The following is a 19,070-nucleotide window of genomic DNA, read 5'->3' on the forward strand; positions in this document are numbered from 1 at the left end:
AAATCAGAAAATATTTGAACCAATTAAAACTTTCAAATAATCATGCTTTCGTATCTTACCATACTTTTATTGAATAATTTGGAATTATCATATTTTTTTATTTGGATTTTTGAGACCGTTTTTTACATGCAAGACCTCCTCTCCACACGTGAGAGACCGTTTTCTACATGCAAGATCCGCTTTCCACATGCAAGACCTCCTCTCTACACGCGAGAGCTCGTTTTCTACATGCAAGATCCTCTTTCCACATGCAAGGCCTCCTCTCTACACGCGAGGGCTCGTTTTCTACATGTAAGATCCTCTTTCCACACGCAAGGCCTTTTCTCTACACGCAAGAACCCTCTTTCTACATGCGAGATCCACTTTTCACACACACCGCCTCTTCGCAACATCACTTCTTCAGGCAACTCTTTTATTCATATTAGCCGATCCCTCCTTGTCACCCCCATCCCCTCTCCAACATAGGCTATTGTACTAAGTTCACGGAGGAGAGGTTCATCATGGTTGAGCTGACGCTGGCGCATTGGGTGTATTTGGCGGGTACGGTTTTGATTATATTAACGATGCTGGTTCGGCAGAATGTGTTGGTTCCGTCGCTGTTGATGACGTTTTTGGTGGGTTGGCTGTATATGGGCTCTTTTGCGGAGGGGCTACAGACGATTTTTAATGCGAGTTTGGTGGCGGCTGCGGAGTTGTTTAATATCTTCTTGATTATTACGGTGATGACGGCCCTTTTGCATGCGCTTAAGTCACTTCAGGCGGATGAGCGGATGGTGCGTCCGTTTGGTTATGTGATGAAGACGGGGCATTCGTCGTTTTGGGTATTGGCCTTTATTACGTATGGGATTTCGTTATTTTTCTGGCCGACGCCTGCCATTCCTCTAGTTGGAGCTATCTTGATTCCGGTTGCAATCAAGGCAGGACTACCTCCGATGGCAACTGGAGTAGCGATCGCCATTGCAGGTCAAGGTATGGCATTGTCGTCTGATTATATGATCAAAATTGCTCCAATGCTAAGTGCAACGGCGGTTGGAGTTGAGGTTTCGTCCGTTGCTGATAAGGCGTTGGTGCTGTCCCTTATCACGGGCATTACGGCATTGGTGTTGGCTTACTTTCGTTTACGGAAAACGATTCAAAAGCCTTCGATTCAGCATTTGCAGCGATGGAACAAAGTGAATGGGACGGAGAAAGTTTATGCTTCACGCATTCAAACCAAAAAAGAAGCGAAGGTTGGTCTCTTTTTTGCGATTGCCGTTCCTCTCGCTTTTTTAGCGATTGTTGTGTACATGGTTTATGCCACATTTACAGAAGGCGCGTCTCTTGAGGGTGGAGCTGGTGCTGCTTTAATAGGTGGCGTAGCGGTGTTACTGATGATTTCAGCGAGTGCGGTATATAATTGGAGGCAGTCTTTAAATCAGGTTAGTGATCATTTAATTGAAGGCTTTACGTTTGCGTTTCGTGCGATGGGTCCTGTGATCCCGATTGCTGGGTTTTTCTTTTTAGGAAGTGGCGAGATTTCGGCGAAGATTTTTGCCTTAGAGCAAGGTGTGCAGGCACCATCGTTTCTATTTGAATTGGTTGAAGCTTGGGCAGCATTACATTCCGGAAAATCCGTTTTTTGTTGGATTTGGTTTGTTGATAGTTGGTATGGTAACAGGTCTTGATGGTTCTGGATTCTCTGGTTTACCTTTAGTTGGCGCCTTATCAGGAGCTTTGGCACCAACTGTTGGTGTTGATGCCGCCACTTTAGCTGCCATCGGTCAAATGGGCGCGGTATGGGTTGGTGGTGGCACGCTCATTGCATGGTCGTCGATTGTCGCAGTAGCCGGTTTTGCAAAAGTATCAGTCATTGAGCTTGTCCGGCAATGTTTTATCCCTGTTATAACAGGTTTGATACTTTCAACTATTGTGGCGATCCTTTTGTTTTAGATAATGTGACAACTGTGATTTCAGGGCGATTAAATAGTCTCACTGGAATAACGCTGTTTCCTAGTCCACGATTAACAATCATGGTTGTTTCATTGCTAGTATAGGTGCCTGATGTGTAGTTAGGAAAGAACCCTTGGCCAGGTGCGATCACACCACCAAGTAAAGGAAAACGAAACTGTCCTCCGTGCGCATGTCCGGTGAACACAACGTCAATTGGCTTGGCCGCATAGACCTCCAACCATTCTGGACGATGTGATAATAACATGGTAAAAGCCTCATCATCGGGAATGTCTTCAAAGGCCGTTTCGATTGATGCTTCAAGCGCTTGATCTTCAGCCATTCCTTCTGAAAAATTTGGATCGGATACACCTAATAAATTTATAGCTGCACCATTGGATTCAATTGTGACTGCTGCATTATGTAAGACAGTAGCTCCAGCGTCTATTAATTGTGGTTCTAACTGATCATAGTTTCCAGAGTGCCACTCGTGATTTCCGGTAACATAGTATACCGGGGCAATGGTTGATAGCTTTTCAATTAGTGTTATAGCTTGTTTTTCCTGATATCTTCTGCTATCAATAATATCACCTGTAAAAACGATGATCTCTGGTTCTGCATCTTCTACTTTATCCACTAGTTTTTGTTGCTCTTGTCCAAAGCTCTTATTATGTAAATCAGATAACTGAACCATTTTATACCCTTCAAATTCATCAGGAATGCTGTCGCTCTCAAACGTGAGGTTAGTCACTTCAAGTGCATTATTTTGATAATAGAAAAATCCGGCTAATAAAAGAATTACTGCGAAAAATAGGACGATGATTCTGCCTCGATATTGGTATATTTTTGTGATCATAACAACTGTTCCTTCCACATGTCTTTCTTAAATTGTATGGTATTTAACAGACACAGTAAACAAATAAAATGCCTCCTACTCCGCATATGCGAAATAGGAGGCATTCACTTATTCTTTATCTTTTTTATCTTTATTCTCTTTCTCTTGATCAACCGTTCCATCCTCAAGGCTTTTGTCAAAAAGATCCTTTGTTTCTTCTTCACCTGATTTGTTTTGGTCTTTCTCTTTTTCGCTCATGATTACACTTCCTTTCTCTCTATAATCTACTATACCCATCTGAGAAAAAAGTTAATCATTCACTTTCGGCCAAAAACTCATGAACCAAATCAATTGGAACGGCAAGTCCTACTGAATCTTCTTCACTTCGAAAACCAGGAATGGATTTGGCATACACAACACCAACTACCTCACCCGCTTCAGATAAAACAGGGCTGCCACTATGTCCTTGAAAGATACTTGCATCAATACGCACCGCATCGTAATGCTGTTGATTGTCAATGATCTCACCGCTGATTGCAATTTGATTATGGGTGAGTGGATTCCCGATAATATAAACAGATTGCTCACCATCAGTTCCTGCGCCGCTTAAAGGCAAAGCAGGATGATCACCTTCAGAGTCTATTCTAATCTTAGCAAGGTCCACTTCCGCGTCTTCATGAACAATCTCCGCTTGGTATCGCTCGCCATTTGCCGTTGTGACAATTAATGGACCATGTCCCTCTGCTACATGATGATTGGTTAAAATCAGGCCATCTTGATCATAAAAAAATCCTGTACCTCTTGATTGATCACGCTGGATGGTCACAACACTTTCTTTATACCCTTCAATTTCTGGCTGGCTTGATAGCTGTTCAGACTGATTCATGAGGTCCCTTCCATCCTGACTAAAGTGCTGTAGCAAAAAAGCTCCGGCATTGCCAATCAAGATGAGCGAAATGATAACAGCCCCAAACTTAACCCACCATTTTGGTTTTTTACGTTGTGCGTCTGGTTCTGTTAAAAAATCCTCGGGTTCAGGCTCTCCCTCCATGATTTCGTCCTCGCGTCGGTCATCTGTTTCTTTATCATGGTCCATCATAAGTTCTCACCTCATGCTAAAAGAGGCCTGATCGTAATCAGGCCTCCTCTTCCTTTTCACTCTCTTTTTTAGAGAGGTTTGTTAGTTCTGCTAACAGAATGTGCTGTGGCATATGAACCAGGTGTTCGATTGGTACATTTAAATGCTCCGCCAGCTTTTGTGCCGTTTCAGGTGATAATTGTAGTGGTCTCATTTTTCACTGTCCCCTTTCGTTGAGAAATCTAGTTCACTTAGCAAGTGTTTCACTGAACTAGCTGTTTTAATTGAGCGTAATCCTGCTCGATCTAGTTGAATGGATTTCATGGCTAGGTCTGGTCTCATACCACAGACGATAAGATCAGTTCCAATTAGCGTAAGCACGTCACGCAGACTATAAATACCATCTACTACTTCATCGTCAAACGTCTGTAAACCCGAGACATCAAGCACAAGTGTTTCAATCTTTTTATTTACCGTTTCCGATGTAATTTGACTAAACATCTCCGTGAATCGTTCTCCATCTAGCTGACCTATCAGTGGTAATACAGCTAAACCATCTAATAATGGTACAATAGGTGTAGAGATGGACCGAAGCCGCTCAAGTGATTGTTTGTATTCATTCTCTGTCAATTTCTGATCGGTAATATCTTTTTGAATGCCGACAAAATAATGCTTCTTTTCTTTCTTAAGATAAACAGGGTCAATCGTCAGTTCATTCCAAAATGGTTGTCCGTTTTTTTTATAATTTAAAATTTCAATGGTAATCGATTGTCTATTTGAAATCGCCTCTCTTAACAATTGCACAGATTCTGGATCCGTGTCTTTCCCTTGTAAAAAACGACAATTCGTTTTTAGGGTCTCTTCAACCGTATAACCAGTCATGGAAGTAAAACCTTTACTTACATATATAATTTCATTATCAGGTAAATCCGGATCCGTTACGAGAATTCCTACCCGCGTGTAATCAAGAATTTCAACCAATAATTCTGCTTGTTCAATGATTGCCTTCAACTAACAACCCTCCAATTGGTAAAAATAGTCTCCTGTAAGTAAGAAGATTAAAAGTCTCGTTCGTTGCCTGTATCATCTGTTTGAAATATAATAAGATACATTCTATTGTAACTTTTTTTTATAAGTAGGGTCAATTTATTTACACAACAGAGCTTGGAGGTCTTAGAACGTATGAAACCAGTAATTGTAGAAGAAGTTCAAAAACGAATAAATGACTTTAATGATCAAACAGTATACATTCATTTAGAAACAACAAATGGTGCTTATGCTACCCATAATGACGCTGATTTCTTTTCAGCAAGCGCGTATATTCGTAACGCTAAAGTTCATGTTGAACATGGGAAAGTTCTTGGAGATGGTCCATTTCGAGTTGGACTAAAAATAGACATCGGCTGGGTGTATGCAGAAGGTATTACTCATTACGAGGATGACCAAGATGGACGTCTGTTACTAGCGGGACATGGTGCAGAAGGAAAACTTGCTGTAGCCTTACAAATCAGCCGAACACCTTTTGAATAAGAGTTAGGAGAGATTATACATGAAACAAGAAAAACACGTGCTCGTTATTTTTCCACATCCCGACGATGAAGCATTTGGTGTTTCTGGAACGATCTCTGCACATCGTGCAGCCGGAACACCGGTAACATATGCCTGCTTAACACTTGGAGAGATGGGACGTAATTTAGGAAACCCACCGTTTGCGACAAGAGAATCACTTCCAGGCATTCGCAAAAATGAATTATTACAAGCTGCAAAAGCGATGGATATTCAAGATTTGCGCATGATGGGTTTTCGAGACAAAACAATCGAGTTTGAAGACGATACAAAAATGAAACAAGTTGTATTAGATTTAATCGATGAGTTGCAGCCAACACTTGTTATTACCTTTTATCCTGGCTATTCGGTTCACCCCGATCATGAGGCGACTGGTCGTGCCGTAGTTGCTGCACTCTCAGAGCTATCACCAGAAGAACGTCCAACTCTTCACTGCCTTGCTTTTTCAAATGGACATGAGGATGAGGTTGGTGCTCCTGATGTGATCCACGATGTCAGTGCCTTCGCTGAGCAAAAAAAAGACGCCATGCGTGCTCACCTCTCGCAAACAGTATGGATGCTTGCAGATATGGAGCCAAAATGGGAAGTTGGTGTTCCCGAAGCCTTAGCATGGTTACATCGCGAGCGATTTTGGACCTATAAATTTGATTGATAAACTGAGGTGAACAAGATGGAACAAGAACGTTCGTTACTGCTAATAGATGGATTTAATTTGTTAAGCCGAGGATATTTTGCGACGGCTTACGGAAAAGAAGAATCCGAACTTCCTAAAAATGAGGATGGATTATACACAAATGGCTTACGTGTCTTTTGGCAAAAGCTTTTTCAATTGGTAACTAAACATCAGATTACGCACTTAGCGATTGCTTGGGACGTAAAACGTGAAGATTCCATTCGTAGACAGGAATTTCCTGATTATAAAGCTACTCGTGGCGAGTTACCAAGGGCGCTTATTCAACAGTATGAAACTTGCTTAACCTTAATTGAAGCTTTAGGCATCAAGGAACTAACGACTCCTCCTTATGAAGCAGATGACGCGATTGGTGCAATTGCTGGCATTTGGGAGCTTGAAGAAACTGGACCTTGTTATATCTACAGCAACGATAAGGATTTGCTACAGCTACTTAGCCCACAAACCTCTCAGATTATTGCGAGCAAAAAGGGAGAAGAAACGTATACCATTGACCACTTTAGAGATGAATATGGCATTGAACCTTATCAATGGCCAGATGTAAAAGCATTACTAGGTGATAAAAGCGATAATATCCCTGGTTGTGCTGGCATAGGACCCAAAACAGGCTTACCCCTAATTCAGCGCTATGGCACAATTGAGGGCATCTATGAAAATATTGAAAGCCTAGATCCAGAATTCACTCGCTGTTTAAAAAAGCTTCATGCAGGTAAAGAAGCTACTCACGTTAGTAAGCAGCTAGCCACAATTATATGTGAAATTGATAGTTTAGTTGGGACCCAATTTTCAGAGTATGAGTTGAATGTTGATGCAGATACCGTCGCCACGACGCTTAAACCATTCTCCATAAGAACAAGTTTTCAGCAGCCCCTTTTTTAATTGGGCTGCTTTTTAACGTTCAGGCACGAGTTTTTTAAATGGTTCATAAAGAAAGCAACTAAGTAAGATAAGGATTATGAAAGGAAAAAGCACCGGTTGCTTAAAGAAGTTCGTATTTAATATCGACAAAATGATTCCTCCTACAAGTGTGAAATATTGATATAGCAATGTAGGAAGAGCAACAAACTGTTCTTTTTCACAAGTCGGGCAGACTACTCTTCGGTTTAAAAGGGATTTAAAAAATAGCTTTATGGATGGAACTTCCTCCTGACAATGCACGCATGTTCGATTAGATGTACTCATTAGGTCTACCTCCAATATATGGTTCTTCTTCTATTATATCAAATCACTTGATTTCTAAGCTATAGCATTTTATAATACTAAACTTGTGAGTGTTATTTTCAGGAGGGAGTGATTGGGTGCCTGCACTGGAACACCCGATAAAAGAAGTAGCTTATGATTGGCCAGAGCAAACAATCAGTGATGTAGAATATGAACTGATTCGTATGCAACAGAATCTAAAAGAAATTGCCAAAGATCATAAGGTGCTTGGGATAGAGCAGACAAAAGAAGAAAAATGGGTGATTGTGTCTCAATTAGATGATGGTCACACCTGTCAGATTATGATTAATACCTGTACATCTTCCTATCAAGGTCATTGGGAATTTGCGATTCAAGCTGAATATTATGATTCCTATTCTCTTCATATAGATGATATAAAAGGGGAAGAAAATCGAGGCTTTGGCAGTATCTGCATGCACTATCTAAAAGAACATGCCAACCGTCAAAACATTCAGCAAATCACAGGAGACCTTGCCAAACGAGATTGGCAACATCTGGACAGACTCATCCATTTTTATAGAAAACATGATTTTGAAGTAGAGATAGACGAAAAAAACACGAATGGATTAGTAGTTACATCGCTATAAATTTAGATGATAATACTTCGCTCCTTTGATGACGAAGCCTTAAAAATTAATTCATTTTGCAGAAGTTGGAAAGAAGTGTATAGCAAAAATAAAAACCAACCAATATGTGAGTTATGCAACATATTGAGTCGGTTTTTTGTTAGTTAAAAATAAGAGAGAATGGCTACCGCTCCGAACATACACTCCGCTTTCCGTGGGCGGTTGGTGAGCCTTCTTGTGCTAACGCACTACGAAGTCTCACCCTGGCCTCTGCTCCCACTGGAGCATTCCTGTGGGATTTCTTTTCGTCCTATTTACACAAAAAAAGCCCTCCGTTAAGATGCAATTGTACCCAAACAACACATCGAGGAGGACTTACTATGAATCATACGCGCAATGATCGATTAGATCAAGTTCAAGAGGATACATTGGTGATTGGCATTGATATCGCCAAATTCAAGCACTACGCATGTGCTGTGAATGATCGCAGCCGTGAACTTAGTGATGCCTTTCCGTTTCATCAATCAAGAAATGGGTTTCACCACCTCTATGACGAGCTTGAACAACTAAAGAAGGCTCATCAAAAAACAAACATCCTCATTGGCTTTGAACCAACCGGTCATTACTGGATGAATCTTGCGCAATTTTTAAACCATCATGGCATTCCTTTTGTCTTGGTAAGCCCGCTGCACGTCAATCGAGCCAAAGAGTTTGATGATAACCTACAAACGAAGAATGACCGTAAAGACGCTCGTGTGATTGCGAAAATGGTCACTCAGGGATATTTTAGCTATCCGCGTTTCTTGACGGGCGTAGATGCAGAACTGCGTAATGGCGCAACCCTTCGAGACCGGTTAAAAAAAGATAGGGCGCGTGTGACCAACCAGATCATCCGTTGGATGGATCGGTATTTCCCAGAATTACATGGAGCCTTTAAAGCCATGGGGAAAACCCTTGTCTGCATCTTAAAGTACCGTCCCTTACCTGAGGAGTGGCATGATCTTGAGGTAGAGTCTTTTCTATCCGAGATCAAAGAAAAAGAAGCGATCAGGAACCCCTCTAGAAAGAGATTGCACAACGTTCAAGTATTAGCGTCTCAATCCATTGGGTTAACCGAAGGGAACGAGTTTGCGAGACAAGATATTCGTTCGCTCATTGAGCAATATGAACGAACTTGTGCGGAGTTAGAAGAAACGAAAGAGACGATGCGAGAGCTCGCTCGACAAGTAGACGCCTATGAGAGTTTAATCTCTATCCCTGGTATTAGTGAAGAGACCGTTTGTGAATTACTCGCTGAAACGGGACCACTCACCAACTACAGTCATCCACGCCAACTGACAAAATTAGCGGGATTGACGCTACGTGAGAATTCTTCCGGCCAACATCAAGGACGAAAGAGGCTCTCTAAACGAGGAAGACGCCGCTTGCGTTCTCTGCTCTTTCGAGCGGTTCTCCCGCTCATCCGGAATAACCAAGCTTTCTTAGATCTCTATACGTACTACATTTCAAGAAGTCAAAATCCGCTTCAAAAGAAGGAAGCCTTGGTGGTTCTCTGTAGTAAGCTATTGAAGATCTTTTGGGGGTTAAGCCATCACCAGATGGCGTTTGATGCTGAAAAGATGAGGAGTGATAGCCCTCCTCTTCAAAAAGCACGATCCTCGCTCGCTTCATAAGGAAGCCTAAAGGAATATGAAAAATGGTGACTTGGAGAATCGGTAATAAAGACGACTTTTGACCTCGAGTCCATACAGGAGCATAAATCCGACTCTGCCTTATGAAGAGACCCAACGAAGGAATGTGAGCGCACGACGCTAAGAGACATGGGAGGGTATGTCCACATAAGTTGAGCAGAGCTCATTGAAGCACCCATATCGTTATAATTGGATGAGATTCCCTACATCTATTAGCGTAGCGTACGCTCATATTCCTTTAATAAACATTATTGGAATGAATAACTTAGCGTAATCATAAAAAATATTTTTTAACCTGTTAATATAGCCTTTAAAACACTGATACATTAGGTTTTTCGGAGGGAGTCTACGTGTATGTCCTACGCTAGTTTGTGGTGCTTCTTAAGAAGACTTGAGTAACTTAGAGATTAATAAAGTTCTAAAATACTCTGGTAATAATTCATATTGCTCTTCTTATTCTATCATCCGTTTGATTATGTCCCGATTTCTTAAAGTCATAGTATTTTATACATTTCTTCAACTAATTAAATAAGGATTTATTTTTCTTACCCTGCTACTTAAGCCTTAAGCTATTTCTATTTTTTCTAATTCTTCTTGTTCTAATTGTAACGATTTTCTGTAGTCTTCAGCTTCGGCCAATTTAGTGAACTCTATGGTTTTATTATGATTTTGTCTAACAACTTTAGCAATTTCATTAATGTCTACTCTAAAAAATTCTTTACGTGAGTTAATTTTATTAACTTGATAGTTTTCGAATGCTTTGTGCAAAGCTCTTTCTAATTTCGGTGCGTCATCAGAGAACACCATTGCGTGTACATCAAAGTTAAATGGAACGGAAGCACTTCCTAATTCATTGACTCGATCCATAGGCTCTAATCGTCTAGTCATTCCAATCTTAAATACATCTGAACCAAATGAACCGATATTAGAAATGATATATACATAGCCAGCTTTAGCGTTCTGTTCTCTAAAGTCCACTTGTGCTTTTTCAACTTGTAGCTCTGTTACTTTCTCGTGTATCTCATCTATCTTAGTTTGAATCTCAAACTTCATTTCTTCGCTTGCAGTTTCCATTTGCTTGTCATATTTTTCAAGAGCCTGTTGGAAGTGCTTCTCATCTTTTTCGAGTTTCTTTCGTTCTCGCTCAATTTCAGCTTGTACTCGTTTTTCTTCACGCATTTGTTCCTTAAGTATACGCTGCTCTTCTTTCTCTTCTTCCTTCTTTACATGATATTCATAAACTAGATAGAGCTCTTCAATTTTAAGTGTGAGATACTCATTTCTAATTTCGATACCATTGCGTGTGTTCAGCTTATTAATTTGCTCTCTTGCCTTAGTTAATTGTTTTTCAATTGTATCAATGTTATTGAATTTAGCTTTTGCGATCGCAGTATCACACTCTTGATTAAAAGCTCTTACGGCTAATTTAACATTACTCTTTCTCATAGCCTCACCTTTTTTCTCACTACCATCAACTTGCCACTTTCTAGAAATAGTAGCTTCATCTACATTCGCCATTATCTTCTGCTTGGTACGAATCTCAATTAACTGTTTTTTGTATTCTTCGCTATTTTCAAATCCATATTTAGGCTCATAAAAGCCAAACGTTTGATAAAGGTACTCCTCCTCATATGACACAAGTTCCTTTTTAATACTATTCAATTTCTCTTCTTCTTTTACAATATCCATCTTAATTAAATCTTTGTCTTTAGAAAGTTTGACTTCTTCTTTTGCTACTTTAGCTTTAACTCGTTCGATCTCTTTTTCTAAGTTCTCTGTTTCTTTAACTATATCCTCTAGTAATGTTTCTTTTTGCTTTTCGAGTTTCTCAGATTCTTTAATCAGCTTATCAGTAGTGTGTTTAATTTTTTCTAAGTCATCAAGTCCATTTTCTTTCCAGTAAATCTGACGCTTCTTCTCAGCAGAGTTTTTCATTATTAAGAGTATAATCCCCACAATCGTTGGAACAGCTAATAGCCATAATGCAAAACACAGTGCAATAAACCAAGTAGATAAGTACCATCTTCTTTCTATCATATATCAAATTGACCTCCTGTAAATTTGTTAATTATTAGTATATACTAAATAATAGAAGGTTAGAAGAAATTCATCTACAATAGATATTCAATATCCAAATTCATCGTAATTAAAAAAGTAATAGCTATTAGATTGCACATTAATTAAATACGAATTAATCGATGCGACCATAAAATAACAGCAAGGAAATAACTTGTATTGTATCTCCTTGCTATTATTATTTATAAGAATTATAGAGGTTTACATGTTGTAAAGTCTTTTCAATAAGTACAGCTTCTTTTTCTCAATTCGCCCGCTCCCAAAACCGTCTCTCTGTCATTGCTTGGATAAAGTCGGATGCGAAGTTGGTTGATGTGTTCGCTGTGATCACACCTGGTTGGTCTTCTATTTCAAGTGGTTGAATAATTGACTCTGCCTCGGTGGATATGCCGATTGGTTTGTAGTGCATATATTGTTCTCTGACAAAGCTTTGGATTCGTTCGATTTCGTATCGGTTGAGGTCTGTGCCTGCTGCGACATACACTCCGTCATATAAAAGTGGTGAAGACGTTAGATAACTTTCTTGAACGGTCCACTCTGCTCCATTTTCTGCTCGTACCGTTCCTTGATGTTCACTGATCAAAACTGGTTTTAATCCAGCCTCTTGAAACGCCTCTAGTATGGGCGCGACCGTATTTTCGTTGAAGCCGTCATTGATTAGGACACCCACTGTTAGAGATTGTGGGGTGTTAATCGGATGCGCCATACTTAGTGCGTCCGATTTTTTGGTGACGGTTGATTCGGTTGTATCTGGGCCACCCACTCCTACTTGCACTGCTACTACTTCGGCAAGTTCTGTACTAATCGAACCTATCATGTTAATCACACGTTGACGAATGGACGTATCTTTTACTTTTCCTAACTCAAAGCTAAAGGCCTCTGCTACATGATCGCGTTCCCAGCTACTAAGGCTGTTCCAAAACAGCCTTGCCTGTGAGAAGTGGTCGTTAAAGCTTTCTGCTGTTTTCCGTGTTTTTCTGCCTTCTACTGTAGATGGATACGTTGAAAATCCTCCTTGTGAGGCTGGTACGGTGTAGGGTGTGTTATTCGCTAATGCATTTTTGTGGTACGCAACCTTCCCAGTATCAATAATATATCGTGACTTACCATCTCTTTGGTTATTATGAAAAGGACAGACTGGTAGATTAATGGGTAGCTGTTGAAAGTTCACGCCTAATCTGCCCATTTGCGTGTCTAAATAAGAAAACAAGCGACCTTGTAACAAGGGATCATTTGAAAAATCGATACCAGGAACGATGTTTCCAGGATGTAACGCAATTTGCTCTGTTTCAGCAAATACATTTTCTACATTCCGATTTAAGGTCATTTTTCCAATACGTCTGACAGGAATATCTTCTTCTGGCCAAAGCTTTGTCGCATCTAAAATGTCAAAGCCAAGTGAGAACTCATCCTGCTCATTAAGTACCTGAATACCTAGCTCGTATTCAACGACACCGCCATCGTTGATTGTATTCCATAAATCTCTGCGGTGAAAATCAGGATCAATGCCTCCTAATTTATGAGACTCATCCCACACAAATGAATGCACGCCAAGTAGTGGCTTCCAGTGAAATTTCACAAATGAGGATTTGCCTTCTTTATTTACTAAACGAAATGTATGAACACCAAAGCCTTCCATCATACGAAAGCTTCGTGGGATTGTTCGATCAGACATGATCCACATCATCATTGCTGCAGATTCCTGATTACTTGAGATAAAATCCCAAAACGTATCATGAGCAGTTGCTCCTTGAGGAATCTCGTTATGTGGCTCTGGCTTTACGGCATGAATGAGGTCGGGAAATTTCATACTATCTTGAATAAAGAAGATCGGAATATTATTTCCTACTAAATCAAAGTTACCTTCGTCCGTATAGAATTTTGTTGCAAATCCTCTCACATCGCGATTGGTATCATTTGCTCCTTTTGAACAGCTACTTCAGAAAATCGAACAAATACGGGGGTTTCAACAGAAGGGTCCTGTAAAAATTGTGCGCGTGTTAAAGCAGCCTGCGATTCATATACCTTAAAAATACCGTGTGCGCCATAACCCCTCGCATGCACAACTCGTTCTGGAATCCGTTCATGATCAAAGTGCATTAACTTCTCACGAAACCAAAAATCCTCGATTAATGTTGGGCCACGCTCACCTGCTTTTAATGACTCTTCATCATTTGAAACGTTTACCCCTTCATTTGTTGTCATCTCTTTACCTTCATTTTCACGTTCAAACGCTTGTAGCTGCTCCACTTTTTTGTTCTCATCTTGCCTATCGTTTTTCCCCATCACATGTACACCTCCAGTACATATCTATTAGATAAATGCCTGGAGTATGAAAATGTATGCTTAAAATGCAAAAGCTGTAGCAAACATTCCTATAACAACTAAAAACCCTGCAAGTGTCAGCCACTTTTCTTCCTTTGTTGTGTTCATTTTAACTACCCCTTGTCCCATTGTTTTTACCAAGGTACGTCAAGGAAACAAAAAGTAGAACTAAAATAGGATAAAATTAAACGTGATGGTAAAAATAATAGCAGACACTACATAACTATTGGAGGGTGCCATGGATTGGTTTCGGATGCTGCAGCATGCTTGTTCGATAATGGCTTTTGTTTGTTTGATTTTGATTTATGTGAAGATGGCACGGGAATCAAGAAAAAAAGTGCACACAAAAAAGGTAGCTAGATTAGCTACCTTTTTTGTGTGGTTTCTTATGATTGTAATGCTTTTTCAATGCTTTCTTGAGTAATATTCCAGTGTGATTCTGTCCACTTTACTTCGCCATTTTGAAGCAAGAAAATTTGCGGTGATTTGTGTACAACATCCAAATCCTCAGCAATTTGATTTGAAACGGGACGTGATTCAATTACTTTTACGTAAGCAGTAGTCAGCTCCTGCCCTTGGTCCGTTTCGATGAATGCATTAAACTGTTTATAAGCATCTGCACTGATTGGGCAAGACGTGCTGTGTTTAAACACTAAAACGGGTTTATCTGATGATGCTTGTTCCTGTACTTTTTTCCAATCTTGTTCAGTAGTTAGTTCGTGTAGGTTTGTCATTAAAATCGCCTCCTAGTTCATGTATGGTGACTATATCGCTTTTTGCTCTAAGAATCAAAGAATTGATATCAGTCAGTATAATACATTAAAGCAATTGCGCCAGGACCCGTATGTGTACTAATGATTGGAGATGTAATATTTATCGCATATGGGAAGTTTCCTGCAATCGCTTTTAAAGAGTCTAGTAATCGATTGGCTAATCCCTCGGCTTCAATATGACTAATACTTACTTTTTTAATTACTTTTCCTTTTGTTGCATGTGCAAAACCTTCCGTTAGATAATCGATGACCTGTTTATGAGTACGCATATTTTTTATAGGTGTATATTCGCCATTATCAAGAGAAGCAAGCGGCTTCACTTTTAGCAACGAACCAAGTAATGCTTTTCCTTTGCCAATTCGTCCACCTTTAACAAGGTACTCAAGTGTGTCCACCATAATATATAAATGAGATTGATCTCGTACATTCTGTAATTGTGTAAGAATAGCCCCCATTGGTTTTTCCTCAATCGCCATCTGCGCAGCCTCTTCTACTTGAAAGGCAAGAGCTCCAGAGATAAAAGCGGAATCAATAACCATCACATTAGCCTTTGATTGCTCAGCTGCAAGTTCTGCCGAGCGATAGGTTCCACTCATTTTTTCAGTCATATGAATGGATAAGATTTCAACTCCAGGATAGTCCGATTCAATTTGATCATAAACATCTAAAAAAGAACCGACAGACGGTTGAGAGCTCTTAGGTAGATCGTTTGAAATAGCTAAAAGATCAACAAATTCCTTTGGACTTAGATCGACTCCATCTAAATAGCTTTCACCATTTGCTTGAATCGTTAAAGGTACAACGTATATATCTAGCTTTTTCAAGATTTCCTTTGGTAAATCGCACGTTGAATCGGTTACAATTTTGATCATCAATATTCTCCCTTGGATTAAAAAAGACATTCAAAAGCCTGAATATCAGGCAGATCATACTGCAAGGCTGACACTCAGGCTTTAATAAGTATAACATCTCATTACCTAGTACTAAAGTAAAACAATTGACAAAACAATGAATTTATTTTCCGATGACAAAACGGATTTCATCATATGAGTACTCTTCTGGTAACTCTTCTTTAATAGGTCGGAGAAATTCAGACCCAACACGTTCAGCTGTTTTTAAGATCGTTTCTCGTTTTTCAGGTGAGACCAGTTCAGCCAATTTTAATTCAGTTCCTTCTGACTCCGCACGAATCAAATGATTAATAATCGTACGCTCTGACAATTGACGCTCTTGTGCAAGGTCTTGAATCGTTGCACCATTTAAAAACAGTTGGGCTGTTTCTAGATGATTTCCTTTTGATGTTGTAGGTTTTGAGCTTGGTGGTTTTATCGAAATATCAATGTCTGGTTTCTTCTCCTTAAATTGTTCCAGTACTTCAATAAAGGCAGCACCATATTTCGTTTTCTTTTGTTCACCAACTCCACTGATCGCTCCGAATTCATCCTCAGTTACAGGTATATATTTGCTCATTTCCTTCAGTGTCTTATCCGAGAATACCAAATATGGCGGAACACCAGCCTCTGTAGAAAGTTCCTTACGCAATTCTCGCAGCTTAGAAAAAACTTCATCCTGTTCTTCTGGTTCCTCTACCTCTGGTGCCATACGCCTCATAACTTGCTCTTGTCCCATTAAGACTCGGATCGCTGATTCTGTCAGCTCCAAAGTAGGAAATTCCGTGTTTGTTCGTTGCAAGTACTCTTCTGCCACCAAATAATCTATAAAGGCTTGAACAGATTTTAATGTTTGTTTACTCATTAAGCCATATGTAGGCAGCTGATCAAGACCAAATTGCTTAATTTTTTGATTGTTTGAACCTGTTAAGATTTGAGCAATCATCATTTTTCCAAAGCGTTCCCGTGTACGTTTAACACACGAAAACACCATTTGTGCGTCCTTTGAATAATCTTGTTTTTCTCCTTCTTGCAAACAATTGCTACATCGGCCACAGGACTCACTGGATTCTTCTCCAAAATAACGCAGGATCGTCAACTGTAAACAACTCTCTGTGTGGCAATAGGAGATCATTTTTTGTAGCTTAAAAAATTCATTCTGTTTGTACTCTTCATTCGCTTCTGACTGCTCAATGAAAAATTGCTGCGTCCTGATATCTTGTCCACCAAACAGCAATATACATTCGCCCTTCTCTCCATCACGACCAGCACGACCTGCTTCCTGATAATAAGCTTCTATATTTTTGGGGAGATTATAATGCAAGACATAACGAACGTTTGATTTGTTAATGCCCATTCCAAATGCATTTGTTGCAATCATAATTTCAATACGGTCGTATAAAAAATCCTCCTGGTTGGATGCTCGTTCTATATCACTCATTCCGCCATGATAGATTCCTGATTTATAGTTTTTCTTTTGTAAATATGTGGATAGTTGCTCTGCTTCTTTTCGTGTTGATACGTAAATAATGCCCGCCTGCCCTTGGTGTCGCTCAACATAACGTGACACATAAGCTCGCTTATCCACACCTTTTACCACTTGGAAATGTAGATTTGGGCGCGCAAATCCAGTCACAACCGTTTGATCATCATGAATGGATAGATGCTGCTGTAAATCCTTTTGTACTTCTTTAGTTGCCGTTGCTGTTAGTGCTAACACAACAGGACGATTAGAAAGACCACTTAACCACGACGGTATCTTCATATAGCTTGGTCTAAAATCATGTCCCCACTGTGACATACAGTGTGCTTCATCAATTGCTACCATTGAAATGTCGATGGATGCAAGCAACCTTTGAAACAACGGGTTTTCTAATCGCTCTGGAGCCACATAAACAAGCTTGTATTGTCCATTCCGAGTCCCATGTAGTCTCTCTTGCTCCTCTTGATTAGAAAGGGTGCTATTAATATAGGTTGAGTGAATGCCAACCTCCGTTAAAGCATCTACTTGATCCTTCATCAAAGAAATTAATGGGGAAATAACCACGGCTGTCCCTTCTAGCATCATAGCTGGAATTTGGTAGCAGATCGATTTCCCCCCACCAGTAGGCATAATGGCGAGCGAGTCATACCCTATGAGAACTTGATTAATAACTTTTTGCTGCCCTGGTCGAAATGTATCGTAACCAAACGTTTGCTCAAGCAATCTACGGGCACCTTCTTCGGTATATGGTGATGACAAAAGTAGAAGCCCCCTTTTCTTTATTTTCATATTAGAACAAACGTTCGCAAAAATCAAACATTATTCTAACTCAACTTCTAACAGTTTATCATCTGTGTCATCCGGATTTCCACGGCCATCTGTATTATTCGTTAAAATATATAGCTTATTATCATCTGCTAATACATCTCGGATGCGACCATAGTCTTCTACAAAAGCCTCCAATTGCTCCGAATCAGGATCAAAATGATAGACCGCCTCTCCTCGAAGGCCTGCCATATACAGCACATCCTCATGTGCCGTTAATCCTGAAGGTGCCCACGTATTATCACCAGAGTGAATAACTGGTGCAACTGTATCATCTGAGGTTTCATCACCTTCGTAATCCGGCCAACCGTAATTCTCTCCTGGTTCAATTAAATTAATTTCATCTAATGCCGTTTGACCATGTTCTGAACTATACATCGTACCATCTTCTAGCCATGCAAGTCCCTGTGGGTTACGGTGTCCATACGACCATACATACGAATCTTCCATTGGCATATCATCTGCAAATGTGCCATCTAGATTCATTTTTAAGATCTTACCTGCTAAATTTTCAACGTCTTGAGACGACTGCGGCTCCTCAGCATCACCGGTTGTCACATACAATTCATCTTCAAATATTGCTAACCTTCCCCCATTATGTGTTGGAGCACCAGGGATTCCAAGCAAGAAGTTCTTCTTCTTCAATCCAACTATCTCCTTCTCTGACTACCTGGATGACTCGATTTAAAAGTCCTTCGCTTGTTTCATAAGTATGATAGATAAATGCCTGTTGGTTATTCTCAAAATCAGGATGAAGTATAAACCCTAATAAACCAGATTCACCTTGTTGCACAGTAGTTTCATTCATTTCTAAAGTCTGATCCGTGACTTCTCCGTCTTCAATGGCTAGTATTCCACCATCCCGTTCTGTAATTAACCATTCATTGTTATTTCGTTGCATGGACCACGGTGACTGTAAGGATTCTGCAATTATATTGATCTCGCCTTCTACTTCTTCTCCGTTCGTTGTACCATTTTCTCCATTATCTACTGAACCATTGTTTTCTTCAGTTGATTCCATTCCGCAAGCTGAGAGCAATCCAAGCCGTTAGTCCAAACATCATTATTCTCTTCATAAAGATCCCCTCCTGTTCTGCCTATTACCTTCAAACGTTCGTTATAAA

At 40.0% G+C, this 19,070-nt stretch carries 19 protein-coding genes and 1 pseudogene; 7 read left to right on the plus strand and 13 right to left on the minus strand.

All coding sequences use genetic code 11. The annotated features are described in order from the left end of the window. Positions 1–500 precede the first annotated feature (500 nt). Complete coding sequence (locus tag NDM98_RS02955; RefSeq protein WP_307728622.1) at positions 501–1,664, plus strand: hypothetical protein; 1,164 nt, start codon at positions 501–503, stop codon at positions 1,662–1,664. After that, positions 1,636–1,929: a hypothetical protein gene (locus NDM98_RS23805; RefSeq protein ID WP_307728623.1), complete on the plus strand. Its 294-nt coding sequence runs from the start codon at positions 1,636–1,638 to the stop codon at positions 1,927–1,929. Before NDM98_RS02955 ends, NDM98_RS23805 begins: the two co-directional genes overlap by 29 nt. Here the strand turns inward: NDM98_RS23805 and NDM98_RS02960 are convergent. The 5 genes from NDM98_RS02960 to ytvA all read right to left on the minus strand — a co-directional run bounded on the left by NDM98_RS02960 (position 1,904) and on the right by ytvA (position 4,850). Further along, positions 1,904–2,782 carry a metallophosphoesterase gene (locus NDM98_RS02960; RefSeq protein WP_251604481.1) on the minus strand — a complete coding sequence of 293 codons (879 nt, stop codon included), beginning with the start codon at positions 2,780–2,782 and terminating at the stop codon, positions 1,904–1,906. The two genes, NDM98_RS23805 and NDM98_RS02960, sit on opposite strands and share 26 nt — an antisense overlap. 108 nt (positions 2,783–2,890) lie before the next feature. Next, positions 2,891–3,019 carry a hypothetical protein gene (locus NDM98_RS23400; RefSeq protein ID WP_285803874.1) on the minus strand — a complete coding sequence of 43 codons (129 nt, stop codon included), beginning with the start codon at positions 3,017–3,019 and terminating at the stop codon, positions 2,891–2,893. Between the two features lie 55 nt (positions 3,020–3,074). Beyond that, positions 3,075–3,860, minus strand: a complete 786-nt coding sequence (locus NDM98_RS02965; RefSeq protein WP_251604483.1) for a S1C family serine protease — start codon at positions 3,858–3,860, stop codon at positions 3,075–3,077. 37 nt (positions 3,861–3,897) lie between these two features. Further along, positions 3,898–4,053 (minus strand): YycC family protein, encoded by a 156-nt coding sequence (locus tag NDM98_RS02970; RefSeq protein ID WP_251604485.1) that lies wholly within the window; start codon positions 4,051–4,053, stop codon positions 3,898–3,900. Next, the gene (gene ytvA / locus NDM98_RS02975; protein WP_251604487.1) at positions 4,050–4,850 is read right to left on the minus strand and encodes a YtvA family blue-light photoreceptor; all 801 of its coding nucleotides are present in this window, start codon (positions 4,848–4,850) and stop codon (positions 4,050–4,052) included. Before ytvA ends, NDM98_RS02970 begins: the two co-directional genes overlap by 4 nt. 171 nt (positions 4,851–5,021) lie before the next feature. Between ytvA and NDM98_RS02980 the strand changes: the two genes are divergently transcribed. Genes NDM98_RS02980 through NDM98_RS02990 form a run of 3 tightly spaced genes read left to right on the plus strand, consistent with a single transcriptional unit; the run spans position 5,022 to position 6,975 of the window. Then, on the plus strand, positions 5,022–5,369 hold the full coding sequence (locus NDM98_RS02980) for a YojF family protein (protein WP_251604490.1): 348 nt from the start codon (positions 5,022–5,024) through the stop codon (positions 5,367–5,369). 19 nt (positions 5,370–5,388) lie between these two features. Then, positions 5,389–6,057, plus strand: a complete 669-nt coding sequence (gene bshB2, locus NDM98_RS02985; RefSeq protein WP_251604492.1) for a bacillithiol biosynthesis deacetylase BshB2 — start codon at positions 5,389–5,391, stop codon at positions 6,055–6,057. 18 nt (positions 6,058–6,075) lie between these two features. Then, a complete protein-coding gene (locus NDM98_RS02990; RefSeq protein WP_285803875.1) occupies positions 6,076–6,975 on the plus strand; it encodes a 5'-3' exonuclease in 900 nt (299 codons plus the stop codon). Positions 6,976–6,987: 12 nt separating this feature from the next. Here NDM98_RS02990 and NDM98_RS02995 read toward each other — a convergent pair whose 3' ends face one another. Beyond that, positions 6,988–7,278, minus strand: coding sequence for a hypothetical protein (locus NDM98_RS02995; protein WP_251604496.1), 291 nt, complete (start codon positions 7,276–7,278; stop codon positions 6,988–6,990). 116 nt (positions 7,279–7,394) lie between these two features. Between NDM98_RS02995 and NDM98_RS03000 the strand changes: the two genes are divergently transcribed. Both NDM98_RS03000 and NDM98_RS03005 read left to right on the plus strand, forming a co-directional pair. Continuing rightward, positions 7,395–7,904 carry a hypothetical protein gene (locus NDM98_RS03000; protein WP_251604499.1) on the plus strand — a complete coding sequence of 170 codons (510 nt, stop codon included), beginning with the start codon at positions 7,395–7,397 and terminating at the stop codon, positions 7,902–7,904. A 359-nt stretch (positions 7,905–8,263) separates the two neighbouring features. After that, complete coding sequence (locus NDM98_RS03005; protein ID WP_251604502.1) at positions 8,264–9,556, plus strand: IS110 family RNA-guided transposase; 1,293 nt, start codon at positions 8,264–8,266, stop codon at positions 9,554–9,556. Positions 9,557–10,138: 582 nt separating this feature from the next. On the opposite strand, the gene NDM98_RS03010 is transcribed toward NDM98_RS03005, so the two are convergent. The 7 genes and pseudogenes from NDM98_RS03010 to NDM98_RS03040 form a co-directional block, all read right to left on the minus strand. Beyond that, on the minus strand, positions 10,139–11,611 hold the full coding sequence (locus tag NDM98_RS03010; protein WP_251604505.1) for an SNIPE associated domain-containing protein: 1,473 nt from the start codon (positions 11,609–11,611) through the stop codon (positions 10,139–10,141). Between the two features lie 283 nt (positions 11,612–11,894). After that, positions 11,895–13,936 (minus strand): annotated as a pseudogene (locus tag NDM98_RS03015) (catalase). Between the two features lie 425 nt (positions 13,937–14,361). Further along, positions 14,362–14,709 carry a bacillithiol system redox-active protein YtxJ gene (gene ytxJ, locus NDM98_RS03020; protein ID WP_251604507.1) on the minus strand — a complete coding sequence of 116 codons (348 nt, stop codon included), beginning with the start codon at positions 14,707–14,709 and terminating at the stop codon, positions 14,362–14,364. Positions 14,710–14,777: 68 nt separating this feature from the next. Then, positions 14,778–15,626: a fatty acid kinase binding subunit FakB gene (gene fakB / locus NDM98_RS03025; RefSeq protein WP_251608902.1), complete on the minus strand. Its 849-nt coding sequence runs from the start codon at positions 15,624–15,626 to the stop codon at positions 14,778–14,780. 136 nt (positions 15,627–15,762) lie between these two features. After that, positions 15,763–17,880 (minus strand): DNA helicase RecQ, encoded by a 2,118-nt coding sequence (gene recQ / locus NDM98_RS03030; RefSeq protein WP_251604508.1) that lies wholly within the window; start codon positions 17,878–17,880, stop codon positions 15,763–15,765. Between the two features lie 60 nt (positions 17,881–17,940). Continuing rightward, the gene (locus NDM98_RS03035; protein WP_251604509.1) at positions 17,941–18,591 is read right to left on the minus strand and encodes a PQQ-dependent sugar dehydrogenase; all 651 of its coding nucleotides are present in this window, start codon (positions 18,589–18,591) and stop codon (positions 17,941–17,943) included. Further along, the gene (locus tag NDM98_RS03040; RefSeq protein WP_251604510.1) at positions 18,542–18,967 is read right to left on the minus strand and encodes a PQQ-dependent sugar dehydrogenase; all 426 of its coding nucleotides are present in this window, start codon (positions 18,965–18,967) and stop codon (positions 18,542–18,544) included. Before NDM98_RS03040 ends, NDM98_RS03035 begins: the two co-directional genes overlap by 50 nt. Positions 18,968–19,070 lie beyond the last annotated feature (103 nt).

This window comes from Alkalicoccobacillus plakortidis (assembly GCF_023703085.1).
GTDB classification, from domain to species: Bacteria; Bacillota; Bacilli; order Bacillales; family Bacillaceae_D; genus Alkalicoccobacillus; species Alkalicoccobacillus plakortidis.

Excerpts from the sequence above, each read along its gene's own strand:
- NDM98_RS02955 (WP_307728622.1), top strand. The coding sequence starts at position 501 with ATGGTTGAGCTGACGCTGGCGCATTGGGTGTATTTGGCGGGTACGGTT.
- NDM98_RS02960 (WP_251604481.1), bottom strand. The coding sequence starts at position 2,782 with ATGATCACAAAAATATACCAATATCGAGGCAGAATCATCGTCCTATTT.
- NDM98_RS23400 (WP_285803874.1), bottom strand. The coding sequence starts at position 3,019 with ATGAGCGAAAAAGAGAAAGACCAAAACAAATCAGGTGAAGAAGAAACA.
- NDM98_RS02965 (WP_251604483.1), bottom strand. The coding sequence starts at position 3,860 with ATGATGGACCATGATAAAGAAACAGATGACCGACGCGAGGACGAAATC.
- NDM98_RS02970 (WP_251604485.1), bottom strand. The coding sequence starts at position 4,053 with ATGAGACCACTACAATTATCACCTGAAACGGCACAAAAGCTGGCGGAG.
- NDM98_RS02980 (WP_251604490.1), top strand. The coding sequence starts at position 5,022 with ATGAAACCAGTAATTGTAGAAGAAGTTCAAAAACGAATAAATGACTTT.
- bshB2 (WP_251604492.1), top strand. The coding sequence starts at position 5,389 with ATGAAACAAGAAAAACACGTGCTCGTTATTTTTCCACATCCCGACGAT.
- NDM98_RS02990 (WP_285803875.1), top strand. The coding sequence starts at position 6,076 with ATGGAACAAGAACGTTCGTTACTGCTAATAGATGGATTTAATTTGTTA.
- NDM98_RS02995 (WP_251604496.1), bottom strand. The coding sequence starts at position 7,278 with ATGAGTACATCTAATCGAACATGCGTGCATTGTCAGGAGGAAGTTCCA.
- NDM98_RS03005 (WP_251604502.1), top strand. The coding sequence starts at position 8,264 with ATGAATCATACGCGCAATGATCGATTAGATCAAGTTCAAGAGGATACA.
- NDM98_RS03010 (WP_251604505.1), bottom strand. The coding sequence starts at position 11,611 with ATGATAGAAAGAAGATGGTACTTATCTACTTGGTTTATTGCACTGTGT.
- ytxJ (WP_251604507.1), bottom strand. The coding sequence starts at position 14,709 with ATGACAAACCTACACGAACTAACTACTGAACAAGATTGGAAAAAAGTA.
- NDM98_RS03040 (WP_251604510.1), bottom strand. The coding sequence starts at position 18,967 with ATGGAATCAACTGAAGAAAACAATGGTTCAGTAGATAATGGAGAAAAT.